Source organism: Gilliamella sp. B2717, assembly GCF_026536675.1.
Lineage (GTDB): Bacteria > Pseudomonadota > Gammaproteobacteria > Enterobacterales > Orbaceae > Gilliamella > Gilliamella apicola_I.
On record NZ_JAFNNQ010000081.1, the window covers coordinates 1 to 22,012 of the forward strand.

Annotated in this window: 11 protein-coding genes; 6 read left to right on the top strand and 5 right to left on the bottom strand. The window is 35.7% G+C overall.

Features of this window, described 5'->3' with window-relative positions:
* From J3U35_RS07190 to J3U35_RS07200, 3 genes are all read left to right on the top strand, one after another.
* Positions 1–856: hypothetical protein (locus tag J3U35_RS07190; protein WP_267360483.1), on the top strand; the 856-nt coding region annotated here is incomplete at its 5' end.
* A 4-nt stretch (positions 857–860) separates the two neighbouring features.
* Positions 861–1,676 carry a hypothetical protein gene (locus J3U35_RS07195; protein WP_267360485.1) on the top strand — a complete coding sequence of 272 codons (816 nt, stop codon included), beginning with the start codon at positions 861–863 and terminating at the stop codon, positions 1,674–1,676.
* A gap of 57 nt (positions 1,677–1,733) precedes the next feature.
* The gene (locus J3U35_RS07200) at positions 1,734–2,576 is read left to right on the top strand and encodes a DUF6708 domain-containing protein (protein WP_267360487.1); all 843 of its coding nucleotides are present in this window, start codon (positions 1,734–1,736) and stop codon (positions 2,574–2,576) included.
* Between the two features lie 100 nt (positions 2,577–2,676).
* Here J3U35_RS07200 and J3U35_RS07205 read toward each other — a convergent pair whose 3' ends face one another.
* The 5 genes from J3U35_RS07205 to J3U35_RS07225 all read right to left on the bottom strand — a co-directional run bounded on the left by J3U35_RS07205 (position 2,677) and on the right by J3U35_RS07225 (position 17,072).
* Positions 2,677–3,672: an MDR family oxidoreductase gene (locus tag J3U35_RS07205; RefSeq protein ID WP_267360489.1), complete on the bottom strand. Its 996-nt coding sequence runs from the start codon at positions 3,670–3,672 to the stop codon at positions 2,677–2,679.
* A gap of 311 nt (positions 3,673–3,983) precedes the next feature.
* Complete coding sequence (locus J3U35_RS07210; RefSeq protein ID WP_267360490.1) at positions 3,984–9,029, bottom strand: autotransporter outer membrane beta-barrel domain-containing protein; 5,046 nt, start codon at positions 9,027–9,029, stop codon at positions 3,984–3,986.
* 406 nt (positions 9,030–9,435) lie between these two features.
* Positions 9,436–10,041, bottom strand: a complete 606-nt coding sequence (locus tag J3U35_RS07215; protein WP_220216702.1) for a TetR/AcrR family transcriptional regulator — start codon at positions 10,039–10,041, stop codon at positions 9,436–9,438.
* A gap of 254 nt (positions 10,042–10,295) precedes the next feature.
* The gene (gene sstT, locus J3U35_RS07220; protein ID WP_267351241.1) at positions 10,296–11,546 is read right to left on the bottom strand and encodes a serine/threonine transporter SstT; all 1,251 of its coding nucleotides are present in this window, start codon (positions 11,544–11,546) and stop codon (positions 10,296–10,298) included.
* Positions 11,547–11,897: 351 nt separating this feature from the next.
* Entirely contained in the window at positions 11,898–17,072 is a 5,175-nt protein-coding gene (locus J3U35_RS07225) for an autotransporter outer membrane beta-barrel domain-containing protein (RefSeq protein ID WP_267360491.1), read from the bottom strand.
* 731 nt (positions 17,073–17,803) lie between these two features.
* On the opposite strand from J3U35_RS07225, the gene J3U35_RS07230 reads away from it, so the two are divergent.
* From J3U35_RS07230 to J3U35_RS07240, 3 genes are read left to right on the top strand one after another with little or no spacing between them, the layout of a single operon-like run.
* Complete coding sequence (locus tag J3U35_RS07230) at positions 17,804–18,955, top strand: hypothetical protein (RefSeq protein ID WP_267360493.1); 1,152 nt, start codon at positions 17,804–17,806, stop codon at positions 18,953–18,955.
* A complete protein-coding gene (locus J3U35_RS07235) occupies positions 18,955–20,325 on the top strand; it encodes a DUF6384 family protein (protein ID WP_267360495.1) in 1,371 nt (456 codons plus the stop codon). The genes J3U35_RS07230 and J3U35_RS07235 overlap by 1 nt, the downstream gene beginning before the upstream one ends.
* Positions 20,326–20,328: 3 nt before the next feature.
* Entirely contained in the window at positions 20,329–21,684 is a 1,356-nt protein-coding gene (locus J3U35_RS07240) for a hypothetical protein (RefSeq protein ID WP_267360497.1), read from the top strand.
* Positions 21,685–22,012 lie beyond the last annotated feature (328 nt).

Here is a 22,012-nt window from a genome sequence, read left to right on the forward strand (position 1 = left end):
TATGGCTAAACGATATAGCCTGTTAAAAGGCACAGTCAGCCAGCTACAAATCATTGATGACCCAAAAGAGATTGGCTCGAATAATGTTGGCTTAATCGCCATGATAGGGGCGCTAATTACCGGGGCGTTTGGCGTGGCGGCCGCCTTATTGACCACGTTGTCAGTGGGCAGCATTACCTTAGAAGGCAAAAAATTTAGTTGCTATGTCGGGCGTAAATTTGTCGAAGGCAAATTAACCCATATTAGCTTTAAAAATGGTGATTATGTGGAAATGGTCGTGGATAAAAGCGATGATAATAACCAGTATCAATCTTATGCGGTTCGAATCCCTAAAATCCATGCTTTATATTGTCCTCACTCAGTAGGTATGCCAACTTTGCTTCGATTAAAGTATTCAGCTGTTGTCGCAGGTGTATTATGTTTATTAACTTATCTACTTTGTGTGGTTATGCTTTATTTTAATATGGATAGTGATTTTTTTCCGTATTTTTTGCTTTTTACTGTTGTTATCTTTTGTTTGTTTGTTCTTTTTTCAATTATCTTATTTTTATTAACGGGTGGTCGTTACTCTTTTATTGGTAATCGTATTTTTGCCACATTAGGCTACCCTAAACCTTGGTTACATAATTGGTTAGATGAACATTTACGTTTTAAAAAATTAAATCGCTCGGGCGATCCTGAACTGTATGACGATCCGCAAACTCCCGAATTTGAACGCATCAAAATACATGATCGCAATGCCACTTATTACTGTCGAACGCCAATCGTACCGGATTGGGTCGAGGTGATTGATGAGCGGGATTTTACGCCAGATATGGATAATCCACCACCCAAATTAAATCACACGGAACAGTAACAGTATGGCTAAACGTTATAGCATATTAAAAGGTACAGTCAACCATCTACAAATAAGCGATCAAGACTCGGATAATATCGGCTTGATCACCATGATTGTGGCACTGATTACAGGCGCATTTGAACTTATTTTCACTTTATTTACTTTGTTTAAATCGAGTAACATTACCTTAGAAGGCAAAAAATTCAGTTGTTATGTAGGGCGTAAATTTGTCGAAGGTAAATTAACCCATATTAGCTTTAGAAATGGCGATTATGTGGAAATGGTCGTGGAAGAAAGTGATGATAACCTGTATCGATCTTATGCAGTCCGAATACCGAAAGCTCACGCATTATACTTTCCTCATGCAGTAGATACAACGACTTTGCTCCGATTAAAGTGTTCAGCTTTAATAGCGGGTGCGTTTAGTTTGTTCAATTATTTACTAATAATTTTATTTGCTTTCTTAGCTGGTTCGTATAGTGATTTGTTATACGAACTGGTTTCTTATACTTCAATCAGTTTTATTGGATTTTTTGCTTTAACAATTCTGGTTTTTTTATTAACGGGTGGTCGTCACTCTTTTATCGGTAATCGCATTTTTGCCACATTAGGCTACCCAAAACCTTGGTCACATGATGCGTTAGCTGAACATGTACGTTTTGAAAAATTAAATCGTTTGGGCGATCCCGAACTGTATAACGATCCGCAAACCCCCGAATTTGAACGATATAATATAAATGATTGTAATGCTACTTATTATTGCCGAACGCCCATTATACCGGATTGGGTCGAGGTGATTGATGAACGTGGTTTTACGCCAGATATTGATAATCAATAATCACATATTCAATTTAATATAGTCAGTTAAGATATAAAATAATAACAAGGAGTGAACATGAAATCCAAATATCGTCCCCAACTATACGGTTGGCATCGTGATTTTAAAAAAGGGGAACAATATAGCTCATTTGAGAAGGATTCCTTATTATATGCCAACGATAATTATTGTGCGTTTATTCGTCATGATAACTTAGAAAGTTTAATAAATGGTTTGTTTTATTTGTTTTTATTCTTTGTTAATAGTTATGTCATTTTTATGTTTAGTCAATTATGTTGTGAGTTATTGTTCGCTAATAAACCGATTGATATTTATTTTTGCCTTTTTAATGTTACCATTTTGTTACTTTTAATTTTTTTAATGTATTTATTTGCTGTTCCGGGAGTGTGTCGTAATTTGTTAACGTTTGGTGGAAGTCCGATTATTTTTAACCGTAAAACGGGTAAGGTCTATATCAATGAAGGTTATTTTTTTAACTTTAAATTGTTTTATAACCCGCTTTATATGTTTTATCCTTTAAAAAAACGAATTAAGGAATATGATTGGGCAGATTTGCAAGGTGTTGTGTTGCAGTTTAGGTCTTCAAGATTTTCGTCATATATGATTGTATTAATGGTATGTAAACCCGATACCTATAAAACAGTCGATCATATTATATTTCAACCATCAGTATTATATTACGGATCTAATTGTTCATGGGGATGGTTAAATAATTTTATGTATTATGAAGATAATTTATTCAGTTTTAACGACGGCAAATATAAATGGGAACAAGAAACCCAATTTAAAAAAGACATGATACAAGGTGAAGGTTGGCCAGACTGGATGGTCGAAGCGTTTAACGCCACAACGCATGACGAGCTAGCCGACATCAAACAAAAGTATCATATTAAGCCATAGTCAACACTTACATAATGTATTTAAGGTCAACATTTTTTTTGTCGGTATTGATTGGCTTGATTATCTTAATTTGAATGCTTTTAAGGCGTCAAGATTAACTTTATTTTTTCACATCAACCACATATCGACCTTTTATTTGTCCTGCTATCATTTTAGTGGCGATATCATTGCAGTCGTTTAAAGTTATGGTCTTGCCAATATGGGATAGCATTGATGCATCAAGATGTTGGGATAATAACTGCCATGCCGCTAAACGATGTTGATAAGTTGCCATTACACTATCAACACCGGCTAATGTTACACCACGCAAAATAAATGGTGCAACCGTTGCAGGTAAGTCCATACCTTGTGCCAATCCACAGCAAGCTACTATGCCACCATATTGTGTTTGTGCACACGCATTTGCAAGTGTGTGTGATCCAACGACATCGACAACGGCAGCCCATTGTTCTTTTTGGAGTGGTTTGCCTGCTTGTTTTAATGGTTGGCTGTCAATGATATTGGTTGCACCAAGTTTGCGTAGGTAGTCTTGATCATCCATTTTGCTGGTCGAGGCTGTTACGTTATAACCTAATTTGCTTAGCAGGGCAACGGCAACGGAACCCACGCCACCACTTGCACCCGTTACAAGAATAGCGCCATTTTGCGGTTTGATGCCGAAATCAAGCAGTCGTTTTACACATAAGGCGGCGGTATAGCCGGCAGTACCCAAAACCATTGATTGATAAGGCGTGATATTTTGTGGTAACGGAATTAACCATTCTGATTTTAAGTAGGCATATTGTCCTAAACATCCCCAGTGGGTTTCACCACATCCCCAACCGTTTAAGATGACCATATCCCCTTTTTGATAGTGACCATTTGCACACTCAATAACACAACCCACGCCATCAATACCCGGTATCATTGGCCATTGCCGGACAACGGGACTTTTGTTAGTGAGTGCTAATGCATCTTTATAGTTAATGCTTGAGTAGTGAACTTCGATTAATGTGTCACCTTGCTGAGCAAGTAATTGTTGTTGGGGGACGGTTTTTATAGAACTTGTAAAACCGTGGTTTTCATCTTTTTCTAACACAATAGCTTTGAATGACATGGTTATTCCTTATTACATTTGGCAATCTAAGGTATGTTTACTCACTGAATTGGTAGAACAGGTAGTCAGTGAACAGGCTGATTTAATGTTGCTAGACAGTCGGTCTAAAAATTATAGACCGATTGTCTAGTCTATTGCAACAGATATTAATCAAGCTATTGATGCGTTAAAATTGCCATCAATCGTATTAACTAATGGGGTTAATTTTACGCTTATTTTAGTCAGCCTAAACTTGTATAACGGTTTAAATATAAAAAAACCGATATTTGTTTGATCACCAATATCGGTTTTAATGGGGTTGTTATATTAATTTACCAGTTGGCTTTGAGGCCTATTGACCCATTTATTGGGGCTTTGACTCTGGCATTGCCACCATTTGACCAAGTGTGACCCAATTCACCGTAGGCGGTAAATTGCGTGTTGATGTCAACGCTTCCACCAATCGCTAATTCAGTACTGGTATGTGACGCACCACTACGGATTGTCTTGGTGTAACTTGATGTAGCAAAGTGGGTACGATCAGCACCATTTGGCGAATAGAACAGGTTTACTCGCGCATAGGGTCGTAACGTGCCAAAATCCATAGCAAAATCGTTTTCGATTCTACCCCCAATACGGAATAGCCAAGCATTATTATTACTATGTTTGACGGTTGTGTTACCTTTTATATGGCTTTTATCTAAATCGAGCCATTGGTGTATAATCTGTACTTGAGGCTCTAGCTTCCAACCCATATCACTGAATGTAAACGGTTTACCTAATTCGATTGAAGCGGTGGCGCCATAGCCTTTTTGTTTGCTGTTGGTGTTACTGTTTGGTTTGATATTGACTTTATGTCGTGCAGCTTGCACCACTAAATCCAGATAACTGCCGTCATCATGCGTGTAAGTCCCATAAGCACCAATAAAATACGTGTCAGTCGTATTTTTTCCAACATGTCCATTTATACCACTAGCAAACCCGTTAACTTTTAAGTCACCGTATAGGTAACCAAAATAAGCGCCTATACGCCAATCATTATCTTGCCAGATATCACTACCTAATTGTAAACCAGTGTAATTTCCTTTGCTGTGAGTATTTAATACGCCGTTTTGTTTGATATCTTTGCGTGCTGCAATGAATCTACCCCATGTGTTAGTGACATCGTTGCTTGGCGTATTACCTATGCGTTGGTGTAGATTGCTGAGCATGATAATATCCGCTTGACGTAATTGCTCACTCACCGCTGAATAAAGTGGGGCTTCTTTTCGGTAAGTTAAGCGTTTGTTGTTGGTATTATGCTTTTCTTCTTTCTGATGATTTGAATCAATAATAGGGTTCAAATCGTGATTATTTTCATCATTGTTAGAATCAGTTGTTCCCGGATTATTTTCTTCATTCTTTGAATGAGTATTATTCTTGTCGGTATTTTGATCTTCATATAGGTTGTCCAAATAGGAGCGTAAATACCAATTATCATTTTGATGATTGAGATCACCTTTATAAAGATAATATTCGAAAGCGCCGACATCTAAATGTCCACCTTGAAGATTGAATGCGTCATTGGTACTACTACCGGTCACATTTACCACTTTAATGCCATTTGTATTTGTGGTGTCCGCCCCAATTCCATTGACATTATTTATCTGTAATCGTGTTTGTCCAGTTACATGACCATTCACATTTAATCTATCGGTATCACTTTCACTACCTTGTACCACGGTATCCAGTATTAATTTACCATTGTTGCCGACATAGTCACCGTTAATTATTAAATTTTCGCCAGCCTTTGAATTACTCAGCGTTATGGTACCTGCGTTATTGATGGTACCGTTTACCGTAGCTTGATTTAATGATGTTTGTAATTTCAAAACAGAATCAGCGTTTAAGTTAAGGTTTTGAGTATCTAAATCGCCTGTTAATGTAAATGTTATCCCTTGCCCTACGTTGATATTTTCCCAATTTAGCACAGATACATCGCCACTACGCCCCGTACTTGTTGATGATCCTGTCAGATCTTGGTAAAGATTGAGTGTATCGGTTGACGATGATTGTGAACTGCGCATTGTATCACTACCACCATCAATAATCGTGAGGTCGGTAATATTCGCATTTTTATGAATGGTGAGGGTATCATTACCCGTTCCAAGTAGGATTTGTCCACTGATTTTTGAACCATCATTAAGAGTAATTATCGCATCACTAATTTCATTTTTAATTGATGCGCCTATTAGGGCTGAAACATCCGATCCTGCATTAAGATTGATATAGGTTTTTGTCCCAACATTACCTGATGAGTAAATGCCAGCACCAGGAAGGTTAAGTTGATTTTGCCCCTTACCAACTACCGTGCCTGCGATATCAATTTTAGTTATGCCTGTCCCGTTATTGGTGACATTAATCCCACTATTTAGTCCAATTATGCTACCAGCCTTTTGGGATAAGATGAGATCGCTTGATGTATTGCCGTTTTTAACTAGTATTCCCGAACCGTTATCACCATTAATATTTCCTGATACAGTAATAGATGAAATCCCTGTTCCTAAATTACTCACATTGATACCATTATCTGAACTGGTTACGCTACTGGTTGCCTTTTGTTCAATATATAAATGTTGAGCTTTATTTTTATTGGATGCTGAGATCGCATCTCCACGCCCTGCTTGAATGTTACCTTCGACAGTAATGCTTGTCGATCCTAATCCTTGGTTAGTCAGATTGATCCCATTTTTACTTCCTTGAATATGTGCCTGATTTTGGAGCGAAAAGATTAAATCTTTTGTTGTAACATCATTAGCCACAATGATTGCATCTAAAGAATGGCTTAGGACAAATCCATTAATGTTAATAGAGGTTGAACCACGACCTTTATTCACTAAATTGATGCCATTGAGTTGTCCTGTAATGGTGGCATTATTATCAAGTATTACTGATAAATCATTAGCGGTTGAATCATTTGAAGCAACGATTGCATCATAAGTTGAACCGGTTACATTACCGGTTAATGTTATATAAGATGACCCTTCACCTTTGTTGGTAATATTAATACCGTTTTTTTGGCCTGTAATGTTACCTTGTATATGATTTATCTTCATATCTGTTGTATGGACATCGTTAACAGCATATAACCCATCGTATTTTGCACCGATTACATCTCCCGACGTGGTAATGTTGGTTTCACCAAGACCACTATTTGCCATATTGATACCGTTTAATGCACCATAAATATTTCCGGATGATTGCTTAACGGTTAGATCATGTGAATTGGCGCCATTTAAGGCGTACATACCGTCATTTTTCTGTCCTTTTATCACGCCTGATGTTGAAATAGAAGTCGATCCATTGCCATGATTGGCAATGTTGATCCCATTGGCATTCCCGTTAATGATGCCTGCCGATTGTGTAATAGATAAATTTTGAGTGTTTGATTGATTCGCCGCATATAAACCGTCGTTATTATTGCCTAATACTTCGCCTGAGGTGGTAATAGTGGTTGAACCTTTACCGCTATTGGCCATGTTTATGCCATTTAAATTACCGGAAATTTTTCCACCTTTTTGGTTGACGGTGATGTTTTGTGTGTTGATATCATTAAAGGCATACATACCATCATTATTTTTCCCAATGACTTCACCCGATGTGGTAATTTGGGTCGAGCCATTGCCTTTATTCGCCATGTTTATGCCATTTTTATTACCTTGAATACTTCCGTCTGATTGTTCGACGGTGAGATGCTGAGTGGTAGTATCATTAAGGGCAAACATACCATCATTTTGGTTGCCTAACACTTTTCCTTGTGTTGTTATGAATGTGGATCCCTTTCCTTTATTAGCAAGATTAATCCCGTTCGTATTGCCACTGATTTTGCCACCGTTTTGTTTAATCGTCAGATCTTGCGTGTTGACATCATTCGCCACATACATGCCATCATTATTTTCGCCTATGACATCACCCACTGAGTTAATGGTGGTTGATCCGTTTCCTTGGTTGGCAAGATTGATGCCATTAAGCTTGCCATTTATAGTGCCCCCAGATTGATGCACAGTAAGGTCATGCGTATTGTTACCGTTATAGGAGTATAGCCCATCATTTTCAGTACCAATAATATTACCTAAGGTGGTGATAAAGGTTGAGCCTTTACCATTATTCGCCATATTGATCCCGTTTTGCTTACCTTGAATCTTGCCGGATAACTGATTAAGTGTGAGGTCATGGGCATTGGCATGATTAGCATTGAATAACCCGTCATTTTGATCACCAATGACATCACCTGAAGTCGTGACCAGTGTTGAACCGTTACCATTATTTGTCATGTTAATACCATTTGTACTACCATGAATCGTGCCTTCTAATTGGTTAACGGTGAGATCTTCTGTATTTTCTTTGTTGACGACAAACATGCCATTTGCTGTTTGACCTTCAACACTTCCTGATGCATTAATCAACGTCGATCCTATACCGTTGTTTATAATATTGACACCATTTGCGTGGCCTTTAATACTACTGCCATTCATTTGTGTAACGGTGATGTCTTTGGCTGTGGTATCATTAAATATGTAAATTCCTTCATGTTGGCTACCAATGACTTCGCCAGAGGTAGTGACCGTTGTCGAGCCCGTTCCGCTATTGTTTGCATAAATACCATTTGTTCTGCCCGATATACTTCCTATCAGTTGGATAACCTTAAGATCCTTTGCACTTGTCGCATTATCAGCTTGTATTCCGTTGGCTGCTTCACCAACAACGCGTCCAGAAGTGGTTAGTGTTGTGGTTCCGTTACCTTTATTCTCGACTTTAATCCCATTTTTTTTACCCTGAATGCTACTGTTACCCATTTGTGATACTTTTAAATCTTTTGTGGTTTCGGTATTGTTTACCGCGAGCCCATTCTCAGCTTTTCCTGTAATCACGCCTGATAGCATGATGTTACTTGAACCAATACCGCCGTGAGTAATATTTACTCCACTGGCTTCACCAGTTATGGAGCCAGCCGCTTGGTTAAAAGTAAAATCACTGGTGTTACTGTCGGTTGTGTAATCGTATCCATCATTCGAGTTGGTAATATCGTTTGATATAGTGATGTTTTTTGAGGTGGCAAAAATACTTATGCCAGCGCTGTGATTAATAAAATTCTGTAGAGGATTACCGCTGTATGGCAAGTTTAATGATTGATTAATATTATGTTTTTGTGAAACAATTGCATTATTTAAATCGTTTGCCGTGTCACTTGCATAACTGTAATGTGTTAATACAAAACTCAAACTGACAACAGTAAGCAATTTTACCGAAAAACTTTTACCTTTTGATTGGGTATTTTCCGAAGTTGGTACATAACTTTGACGTACTGCATCCCAAATAAGCCTATAAATTTTGTTCATTATTTCCTCTCACTTAATCAGAGATATTTATATTTATGTAAAATATAGCTTTTAATTTAAATGAAAATGCTGATAGAAAATTAACCAAATGAATATTTGTTTTTAATGTAACGAGATACAAAAAACTTATGAAAATTTAATGCATTATGTAAAGATATTTATGAATAAAAATAAAATTGCGTTATTTACAAATAAAATGATGAAACGAAGTACAAGGTGGAAAGATTGTATATTGAATTTATCGATTATTTTTTGCTTGAAAAGATAGTACGATAATTCGCTATTATTTGTATCATATTGCCTAGTGATAGGCAATCAAAATAATATAAATTGTCTTTTAAAGGTTATTTAAGCGTGCGTAACATGAATTGGTTAGGAGGGAATAAATCAAAATTAACCATTGGTATTATTGAATTATTTTATCTAAAAAAAGTTGAATAAACAGATCTAAAGGTGCCGATTTTTTTATTAATTTGCTACGAGTTACGGCGCCTTCCCAACCAATCCAAAAAAATTCTGCAAGGGCTTTACAGTTTACCGCTGAACTCAGTTCTCCGCATTGTTGTGCCTGTAATAAACAGTGTTCTAGTTTGGTCTGCCAATTTTGTAAAATCTGTTCAAGTAGTTGTGCATACCCTTCCGGTAATAACGATTCTTCTTGGATTAGTTCGCCAATTAAGCAACCACGATTAAAATCATATTTTGCCATGCCTTGTTTAGCATCTTCATAAAAAGCTTTGATTCTAGCGAGTGGTGATGATATCAAGCTGTCGGTTAGATGTTTATCTAATTTATGACTAAAAAAGCTATCATAAGACGCGATAATGGCTCGCCCAAAATCTTCTTTACTTTTGAAGTAGTAATAAAATGACCCTTTGGGTACACCAACCTGTTTCAATATGCTTTCTAGATTTGAGGATAGGTAGCCATAAGTTGTCATTAACGCCATGCCACTACGGATCAATGCTGCTTTAGTGTCGTTACCTTTTTTTGAGAATGACTGTGTTGACATAGTGATTTATAGGAGGTTGTCAAATTGTTAAAAAGATTCTCATAATAATGAGTCGTTTTGATAAAAGCAATCTTATTGTGCATGTGGGTTATAGACACCATCATGAATGGTGTCTATAACATTGTTAAAATGTGACTTTCATCGCAAAGCATGATAATGGTTAGATTATCATGCTTTTGGGAGGTATTGAAGCAGTGAAGTATTTTGTTTGATTAAATTATTGTTTAAATAATCCTTCATTAAAAAATAGGATGTCAGTTTAATGCCGATTGTTTCTTTTGCGCTGCTGATGATACAGCACCGATAAACACCACATCACTGGATGAGTTTAATGCGGTTTCAACGGAGTCTTGAATGACACCTATTGCAATGCCAATACCAATTACATTTGCTGAAATTTCATTCGGTATGCCAAACATACTACAGGCAACCGGAATAAGAAGCAGTGAGCCACCGGCAATACCTGATGCACCACAAGCACATATAGAAGTAATAATACAGAGTAAAAGTGCGGAGTAGATATCGACATGGATATTAGCACTTGCTGGCATTGAGTTGACAGTGGCAAGTGTCAAAACGGTTATGGTGATTGCCGCCCCAGACATATTAATCGCAGCACCAAGTGGCACAGCAACCGAATAGGTATCTTCATCCATTTTATATTTTTTACAAATTTCAATATTAACAGGAATATTGGCGGCAGAGCTACGGGTAAAAAAGGCGGGGATCGCACTTTCTTTTAAAGATGTAAATACTAATGGATAAGGGTTTTTACGCATAACCAGAAATGCGAGTAGGGGATTAATCACTAATGCAACAATTAGCATACAAGCAACTAATACAATCAGTAAATGCGCATATTTTAATAATTCGCCAAAGCCTGTTTTTGCCAGTGTTGATGCTACAAGTCCAAATACACCTAAGGGCGCAAAACGGATGATAATTCTCACAATAAATGAGATAGCATAAGATAAATCGCTCATCATGGTTTTGGTTGTTTCACTTGAGTGCCTTAAGGCTAAACCAATGCCCACACCCCATATAATTAAGCCAATATAGTTGGCGTTGATAAGGGCACTAACTGGATTATCGATCATCTTTTCTAATAAAGTTTTTAATACCGCAGAAATGCCATTAGGTGGAGTAAAGGTTAAATTTTCAAGTGTATCACCAAATGAGATTTGCGATGGAAATAGAAAGCTGGCAACCGTGGCTAATAATGCTGCTAACATCATTCCAGTCAAATAAAGTGCAATTAAGGGTTTCATGTTTGCTTGCTTGCCTTGTTGGTGATTGGCAATTGAGGCAATAACGAGAATCAAAACTAATATTGGCGCAACGGATTTAAGCGCATTGATAAATAGTTCTCCAATCAAAGACATATCTAAGGCGGTTTCTTTTGAGACGGCAGCCAAAATAATGCCTAAAATTAATCCTAATAGTATCTGTGGTATTAATCCCACTTTCAGATAGAAACGAACTAATGGATTGGATGATTGACTCATAATTGTTTTCCTATTTTGAAACAAAATCTGTATAACAAGTCGAAACAGTACCATAATTCATTAGTATCTTTATAGAAAATAATCATTATCATAATGTTTTTTTATATAGCGCTTGAGATAATTATTAAGATTAATTACGCAGTGATGCGAAGCGATTTTAAATCGTTGCTAGAAGATGATAATTAATATCACAAAGTCTAAAAATGTATTTTTAGTTTTTATCGATTTGGAAGCGTGATTGGATGAATGATTGGGGCTAAATTATAAAAGTAGTAAACAAATTTCAAGATAAAACCGATAGCAACAACGTTATCGGTTTTATCTGTTTTTAAATTAGGATGCTCAGTAATATTACCAGTTGGCTTTAATACCTATTGAACTACTGAATGGCGCTTTAACTCTCGCTTTTCCGCCATTAGTCCACGTATGCCCAACTTCAGTGTAAATACTCATTTGATTGTTTAATTCATAACTGCCACCGAGTGCAATTTCTGAACTGAGGTATTTTGCGCCATTACTGAATTTTGTTGATGCACTCTGGCTGGCAAAGTTAATACGATCGGCACCATTAGGTGAATAGAATAAATTCGCCCTTGCATAGGGACGTAAAATACCGGTTTCGGTTTGGAATAGACCTTCAAATCGACCACCAACACGGAATAACCATTTATTGATATGACTTTGTTTAATTTTAGTGTTTCCACTCACATGACTATCATCCAAATTTAACCATTGGTGAATGATTTGAGCTTGTGGTTCTAACTTCCAGCCACTATCCGATAAGTTAAAGGGTTTGCCTGTTTCGATCGATGCACTGAAACCGTATCCTTTTTGTTTGCTGTTTTTATTTCCATTCGGTTTTACATCGGTATGATGATGCGCACCTTGTAAAACAATATCCACATATGTGCCATTGTCTTGCATATAGGTACCATATGCACCTAAAAAGTATGAATCGATTTTGTTACTTCCCACTCGACCATTTTTGCCACTCGCAAAGCCATCAACACTTAAATCTCCACGCAAATAACCAAAATAAGCCCCCATACGCCATTCTTTATTCTGCAAAATATCACTACCTAACTGTAAGCCTGTATAATTCCCTTTGCTATGCGCGTTAGCTATACCGCTCTGTTGTAAATTGATCCGTTTATTGATGAATCGGCCCCAAGTCATCGGTGAATCTAAAAATGGCGTATTGCCGATACGTTGGTGCATATTGCCTTGCATAATATTATCAGCTTGACGTAATAGGACGGGAATGGCAGCAAACATTGGGACTTCTTTTCGGTATGTTATTGTTCCAGGGGTTACATTAGGATCTTGCGGGTCAGGGTCGATAATCGGGTCGGTAGGTTCTGTATGGTTATCTGGATTGTTCGGGTTATCCGGATTAGTCGGATTAGTCGGATTTTCGGGGTTGGTTGGGTTGTCCGGATTGATTGGTTGCTCTGGATCTTTAATCAGAAATGATCGTAAATACCAATTATTATTTTGTTTATTAATATCGCCTTTATATAGGATATATTCGTAAGCACCCACATCGATATGTTGATTTTCAATGCTAAATGCATCATTCGTGCTCGTACCATCAACATGAACGACTTCAATGCCATTGGTATTACCTGTATCCGCACCTAATCCATTAATATTATTGATGCTGATAAATGTATTGCCCGATGTGTTACCGTTTACAATCAATTTATCTGTTGGACTATCACTGTCTTGAACAACGGTGTCGAGTATTAATTTACCATTATTACCTATGTAATCACCACTTATTGTCATGTTATCGCCGGCAAAAGTGTTGCTTAAAGTGATTGTTCCACCATTGTAGACGTTACCATTAACTTTAACTTGATGAAGAGAAGGGTGCAGGTCAACTACAGCACCAGATTCAAGCGTTAGCTTGTTGGTGTTAAGATCACCGGTTAATGTTAATCTACCTGTATTTTTCAGTGTGATATCTTCCCAATTATAAATAGCAACATTATTAATGGCACCATCAGAGGTTGAAGAACCTGTAAGATGTAAATTCAGTATGAGCGTATCAAGTTCAGATGCGCGCCTGATTTGATTTTTTTTCTCGCTACCATCAATGATAGTGAGTGCAGAAATATCGGCACCTTGATTCATGATCAAGGTATCATTGCCCGAACCTAATCTGATTTCTCCACTTACTTTAGAACCATTATTTAGTGAGACGATGGAATCGGTTGATTCATTTCTTATCGCAATATTATTTGCTGATGAAACATCAGCACCTTGATTAAGATTAATATAGGTTTTCGCGTTTTCTTTACCTGAAGTATAAATACCATTCCCAGATACATTATCTTGGCTAATCACTTTGCCCGATATATCAATTTGCGTGAAGCCTGAACCATTATTTATCGCTTTAATACCACTATCAAAACCTGAGATTACGCCATTTAATTGAGTAATTGTCATATCGGTTGCTGTTTCTCCATTAATTAAATGAATTCCTGAACCCATGTTAGCTGTAATATTTGATGAAGATGATAATGAGGTAAAGCCTTTTCCTTCATTTAGGGCATTAATACCATTATCAAAACTTTTAATATTACCAGACGATTCAATTTTGAGGTTTTGTGTCAAATTTTTATTTACCACGAAAATACCATTACCACCATTAGAAAGAATTGAACCTTCATTAACAATATGCGTAAATCCACGTCCCTGATTGGTGAGGTAAACACCATTTAAAGCGCCTTCTATATTGCCTTCTTTCTCTTGTTTAAACGAAAGATTGTTCGTGTTGGTATCATTAACCACAAGGACAGCATCTCGGGTTTGGCTATTTATTTTCCCTGCCACTTTTAATCCTGTTGAACCTTGTCCATTATTTAATAAATTAACGCCGTTAATATATCCCTTAATTTCACTGTTTTTTATCTGTCCAAATATCAAATTATTGGTTGAAGACTGTCCTATAACTTCTACTCCATCAAGCGAGTTACCGGTAACGTTACTGGCTATACTGACTAGGGTTGAACGTGTTCCATTGTTGAGCATTTTAATGCCATTTAATTTACCATTAATTTCGCCAGATGATTGAATCACGGTCAGATCTTTAGCATGAGAATTATTGATAGCATTAATACCATGACCTTCTAATCCATTAACCTTGCCTAATGTGGTAATGGTACTGGAATTTTGACCATTATTTAAAATATTAATGCCATGATTTGATCCTGTGATATTGCCGTCTAATTGACCAATTTTTATTTCTTGTGTATTATCATTTCCTAATGCATAAATGCCGTCTTCTTGACCGCCAACAATATCTCCAGATGTATTAATTGATGTTGATCCTGTTCCATTATTTTCAATGTACACACCATAAAGTAACCCTTTAATCAATCCCGATGTTTGCGAAACAACAAAGTTAGTACTTGATTGATCATTTAATGCATGAATACCATTTTTTTGGCTACCAACCACATCACCCGATGAAATTATTGATGTTGAGCCACTGCCTTTATTTTGTATATTGATTCCATTTAGATATCCATTAATGCTACCTTTCGTTTGCATAACATTCAAATCATGTGTATGAATATCGTTAATTGCATATATACCATCATTTTCTTCACCACTTACACTGCCTGAAGTTGTTATATAGGTTGAGCCATTACCAGAATTGTTATAATTGATACCATTCTCTTTTCCTTGAATCATACCCGAAGATTGTTTAGCGGTTAGATTTTTAGTATTAGTATGATTATTAACAAATAAACCATCTTTACTACCGCCAGTAACGTTGCCAGCTACAGTGATAGAGCTTGAACCATTACCGTTATTATCAAGATAAACACCATAGTTTTTTCCAGAAATGCTTCCAATTGATTGAATCACATTAATATCTTTCGCATTGTTATAATTCATCGAATAGATACCACTTGATGAGCTTGAGGTTATTTCACCTGCAGTTGTAATTAGCGTTGTGCCATTACCCATATTGAAAGTTTCAATCCCATTTAAATTCCCATGGATTGTACCGGATGCTTGGTTTATGGTGATATCATGCGTATTAGTATCATTCTGAACAGATATTCCGCTTAAATTTTGTCCTGTTACGTTACCAGAAGTGGTTATCAGTGTTGAATTTGTGCCGCGATTTTGAGCAAAAATACCAATAGTGGAACCAATAATATTGCCTTTCAATTGATTGATAGTTAATTCTTGAGTATTTGCAGCGCCAAAAGCGGCTATACCATTTGATTGTTGACCAATAATATCCCCATTGGCGGTAATTGACATAGCATCATTACCAGTGTGGATTAAATTAATACCTTGATGATAGCCAGTTATACTGCCTTTTAATTGGTTAAATGTAAGTTTTTTGGTATTGTTTAAATTATCGATTAATATCCCATCTCCTTCCTGACTAATAATATCCCCTGACGTGGTTACGACTGTTGAACCATTACCATAGTTTTCCAATTTCATACCGTGGGATTGACTAGTGATATGTCCATTAGACTGGGTAACTGTTAAGTCATGAGTATTGTAATCATTATGAGCGAATATGCCATATTGTGTTTGTGCTGTTATGTTTCCAGCCGTTGTGATTGTAGTTGAACCGTTGCCTGCATTATTAGCAAAAATCCCATTTAGAGCACCTTTGATTGAACCGCCATATTGACCAATAGTAATATCACTTGCATTTGAATTGTTGATTCCGTAGATTCCATCTCCTGAGTCAGAAATGACTTCTCCCGATGTTGAGATGTTCAATGAACCTTTACCATTATGCATAGCTCTAATCGCTAATATACCATGAATGACGCCAGCCGATTGCGTGATATTTAAACCTTTAGTATCAACGTTATTTTCCACATTAATAGCAATCCCCTTATCAGCGATCACGGATTCTGAGGTGGTAATTGTTGTTACCCCACGCCCGTTATTTATTGCCTGGATACCAAATTCTTGTCCATGAATATTAGCACCAACTAATTCTGTAATATTTAAATCTTGGGCATCAATTGCATGTGTGACTTGTATCCCCGCATTTGTCTTTCCAATAACACTGCCAGAAATGGTAAGATTTGTAGAGCCTTTACCATTATGATTGATGTTAATGCCATATTTACCGCCAATGATTTCACCCGCTGGCTGATTCACAGTTAAATTATCGACATCAGAACTACTTGAGTAATCATAACCATCCTCATTCGATTCAATATGATTTGGCAGTGTGATTTCCACCGAATTGTTTAAATTAGTTATTGAGTAAGGATATTGAAAATATTTTGGAGTTTGCTGGCTAACTTGATGATTGTCGTATGGTTGTTGATCACTCTGCTGCTGGCAATTCGTATTACTGTCTGAAAGATTATCAATACATTGTGCATAGCTTATGGAAATCGAGGCTAACGTTAATGTTGTTATTGACAGTAAATTGGTGAAAAATAATTTACTCTTAGATTGTGCTTTTTCTGAAGTTACGATAAAAGCTTGACGCTGTGCATTCCATACCAACTTATATATTTTATTCATGGTAATCTCTCATTTATATTAACAATTAAACAGAACTCTGAATCGACAGAGCAAATAGTTGAAAATGACAGCTGAGAACTCATTACGTGAATCTGGCAATTATGTTAAAAAACAAAGTAGAGCTTAATTTTTTGAACATATACCTACTTATATAACTAATAATTGGAAACGATTTTTTTGACTAGCAACAGAATATTGTTAATGCTAAATATGAAAACAGTTTATATTACTAAAAATGGGAAAGTGTAAAATTGTAATTTGTTTGTTTTTTTTCTTAAAAAAATAAAACTAAAAAAGAAGTAACTAAGCTTTTTTTACCATATAGCAATAAAATTGGCAATCAAAAAATAAGCAATCATGATTAGTTAAATTGTTTACTTTTGATATTCATTTAAATAGTTTATTTTTTTTATCCAATAGATTGAATCCATTTTCTTAGTCATTTTTTTATAAAAAAATTAACTGCCACCTTATTGTCAGCGATAGCCAATTACTCCCATTCTCAAAATGGCGATATGTCAAAACAGAAATTACATCTTTGCTCATATTTTTGAAATATATTGGGAATATTATGCCAAAAACGGGGGTTGCGTTTTTATTACTAAATTTGAATTATTAACCTTTAATTAAAACGAATCTCAAATTGTGATTAGTTTTTTATTAAGATATAATTCAATCAGCTCGCTTAAGCGATTAATATTAAAGATAAAATGGTTAAAGGAATAAAAAGGATGTCTAGTCAGGTTGTTTCATATGTAGATAGAGCTGTACAATTGTTAAATAAAATCGGAATTATGATTAAACCTCAAGCCGATGCGCCGATTTTAAAACTATTAGATAATATTGCTGAAATTGATAAAAATCGTATTATTGCCATTGCGCGAACACTTCAACAGCAAAGTGCATTTAATGAAGTGGTTCGGGAGCAAATAGACGGTGTACACGTTTCAGATCGCTATACCAAAATTGTCAGCCATTTTGACAGTATTCGTACGGATATGGAAAAAATGTTGGGTTGGCTAGATGACGGTAAATTAGATTTTATCGAAAAAATCAAAATGGGTTGGATGACCTTTCAACGCGGTTCTATTCCAGATCGATTTAACTTGATTAAGAAAACCTATTTAGAGGTTTCGAAAGAAACTGGCAATCAGGTTCAACGTGAACATGTTATTTTAAATGCTTATCAAGATTTCCGTTTTGGCTTAAAACAAGCTCAAATTGTTGCGCAAGAAGTATTGCAAATTGCTACTGCTCGCCTTGATGACTGCAAACAAAAATTAACAGAGGCTATTGCTGAAGTTGATAATTTTAATGTTGATGATCCTGTCGCACGTGCTCGTCTAGAACTTTTACGAGATGAAGCATTACGTAATGTTCAACAAGAAGATAGTCGTTATCAAATTGTGTTAGATCTCGCCAATAATTTAACTGTTTCTTATAATTCTGCCGAAGCAGTCTTTGCCCGATTACAGCAAACCACTTCTGTGAAAGAACGTGTTTATCAACAAAGTGTTAGCTTTTTTTCAACCAACGAAATTGTATTTACTGCTTTAAGCGCTTCAATTACTTCATTAACAGGATTAAGTGAAAGTACGAAAACCTTAGAGGCAATGAAAGAAGGTATGAGTAAAGGTATTGAAAGCATTGCGACTTCTGGTAATAAACAACTAGAAGAAGGTTTAAAAGCAGGTTATGGCTCAACCATTAAAGCGGATTCATTGCGAGCTTTGGTCGAATCAATTGTAAATTACCAAGAATCAAGCCAACAATTAATTGCAGAACTCAGAAATGAGTCGATTGATAACGCCAAAGAAATAGATCGGATTGTTGAAGAAGGAAAACAACGCTTTAATAATATCATTTTGAAGGTTGAGGGTTGATGCAGGATATTAAACTGAGTGATCAATTAGGTGCAATGGCAATAATTGATGAGCTTTACCAAAAACAGCAACTGTTACTTGAGCATTTGGATCGCGATAAATTACGGAGTAATTTAAAAGAAAGTATTAAATCCTACTATCAAGCTAAAGGGCAAATTGTCGATAATCAAATCATTGAAGAAGGCATTAATCGATGGTTTGATCATCGGTTACGTTTTAATGCTCCTAAGCGTTCTTGGTTTCAGCATTTGTTGGTACGCTGTTATATTAAAAGAAAGGCGATATCAATAGTTGTCGGTGTTATTTTGTTTTTATCTGTCATAGTGGTTTACAGTAAATTAAGTGTGACAAAAGATATCAAAGCCAACATCGATAACTATTATAGTCAGATTTTAATGTCTAAAAACACCTTAACTGAGTTAAAAAATCAGTTTACCAAAATTGATAATTATCCTATTCATTATGCACAGATTCCCGCCAAAAAATTAAAAGCTTCTATTGCAAATCTGCTTAATCAAGATTTAATTCCGACGTTGGTTAAACCAACGGTTGCTGGTTCTTTTATTACCGAAAGTGAACAAGAAACATATAATAAATTTAAGCAAGCCAGTCTTACCGTAAGTGATAAATTATCTGAAATACGTTTGCAAATGAAAACATTAAATACATTGCTTGAAGATGATAGACGATTAGCAGAATTAATTAAAAGTGACCAATTTATCAAGGAAAGTAAGCAGTATCCTGTATTACAACATGCGGTTGATTCAGTTATTGACAATCTGAATCAAGGACAACAGGTTGTCGATTTTAGTCAAATTGAAATGCTCTACAATTCTATTGATAGGGCAAAGGCGATAGCAAATAAAATCCAAGCTGATAATAATCAATTTTTAGCACTTAATGTGCCTGATTCGGATATGGGGCCTGTGCTTGCATTACAAGATGTGTTACAAGCAGATTTAAAAAATCTCAGTTTTGATAATGTAGAAAACTATCAAAAAATGATAGCTTATTATCTTAAGCTTGCTCAAACTAATTTGACGTTAACGATTGTTGATAACCCGTATTATAAATCGGGTGTTGAGCGGACACATGAAAACACGAATGGAAAATCTTGGTACATTATTGTTACTCCAACATTGCCTAATGGAGATACCACTTCGCTATGGGTAAAAAGTATTGAAACGGGCGAAACAGAATTTGTGGATATGTTTGGTCAACAGGTAACTGAAAAAGCCTATAATAGTGTCAGAGCAGATAAAATTGATGATGGGCATATTGATAATAACCAATTATGCAATAAACCGAAAGGACGTTTAATGTTTATTTGCCCAAATTCGGTTAAGTCAGGACGGATTTTGGAGTGGTAAAAAATGCAACCTAAAAAGATTGAAAGAAATATTGAGGATAAACTTTCGGGTGTAAATGTTTCATTAACAAAAGCGAAAAAAGAGTTGCAAGATTCTCGTCAAAAAATTGTGGATATGAAAAATGAACAGGTCGAAATATACCAAAAGATAGCAACGATTTATTTATTAGAATCGCCTAAAAATGATGATGTTCAGATTCAAAAGTTCATCCGACAATTACAAGAGTTATGCCGTAATTTAGAAGATAAATCGGGTCAATTAGATCATGTCATTGAAGACTATAATCAAAAAATGGCAGAAGTGCTGTTGCGATTAGATGAGCTAACAACAAAGAAGATTATGCAACTTGAAAGTGATGCTGATTATGTCTCGATTTTTAATCATTATAACGAAGCTAAATTAGCGTTAACCTCCGAAACAAAAAACTATAATGCATCTAAACAAGAATTTTTAACCAAATTAGCACAATATCATAAGAATCGTTATTACAACTATTTGGTTAATCGCCGATTTGGCGAAAGTAATTATAAAGCTTTTGGGATATTTCGTAAGTTAGATGCTTGGGTAGCCAGATTTGTCAATTTTTCTGAAAACTACAAAAATCAGATAATACTTGAGGCGTTAATAAAAGAGTCTAAATTGCGTTTTGAAAATAAAAAAAACGTCTACGAACAAATTTCGAAACAGAAAGAACAAAAAGAATATAAAGTTGAAAAAAGCTTAAAATTACCCGAGACAAAAATGGAATTAGCTCAAACTGAGCAAGATTTAGCAGATTATAAAAAACAAAAACTGGAGACTGAAAATACCTTAGAAGAAGTTCGAAAAGGCGAAAGTTTTCAGTTTAGGACAATTTCAAATCAACTTGCTAAATTGTTCCAAGAACAAACTTTTAATAAGTTAACGGATTTAACTTTGCAGACTCAATCGAAAGAAGATGATGCTTTGTTAGAAAGAATTTTAGAGCTAAACCAAAAAATTAAGGATACGGAAGCCTATCTTATCACGTTACTAAAAACGATTAGAGAACTGGAGAATACTTATCATCGCTTTGAACAAGCACTTTATATATTTAAAGAAAATAATATTCCGAGTTCTCTTTATGAATTTAATCTATCATCATCAAAACTTGATGATTTATTGAATAACTTATTCAATAGTCGTGTTTTTCCTGAAAGCATCATTCAAACACTGTTAGCCTATAGAGTAGTCAGACAAGAAACGCATTCTTCAGGTTGGTCAGTAAGTAGTTCATCTTCTAGCCGTTCTTCGTCAAGGAGTTCTTCTTCAAGAAGTAGTGGATTTAGATCGAGTTCCTCATCTGGTGGGGGTGGTTTTAAAACAACAAATAGTTTTTAGTTGTTTAGTAAACAGGATAATATTAGTAAAGTAAACGTTTGGCATTGCAGGCATACGACGATATATAGGGCAAAATAAATTGAGTTTTTATTTTGCTTTATTTTTGTTTGTCTTTTGAGAAAAGACAAAGTACATTTCACTTTACTAATAAGTAAAACATCTACGATTATCAAAAGGGAATTACACAGACAATATAATGGGTAATAAGTATTAACACAATTAAATAATATAATAAACGGGTATGTATAGAGTTTTTATAAGGATGAAATTGGAGCGGGAAACGAGGTTCGAACTCGCGACCTCAACCTTGGCAAGGTTGCGCTCTACC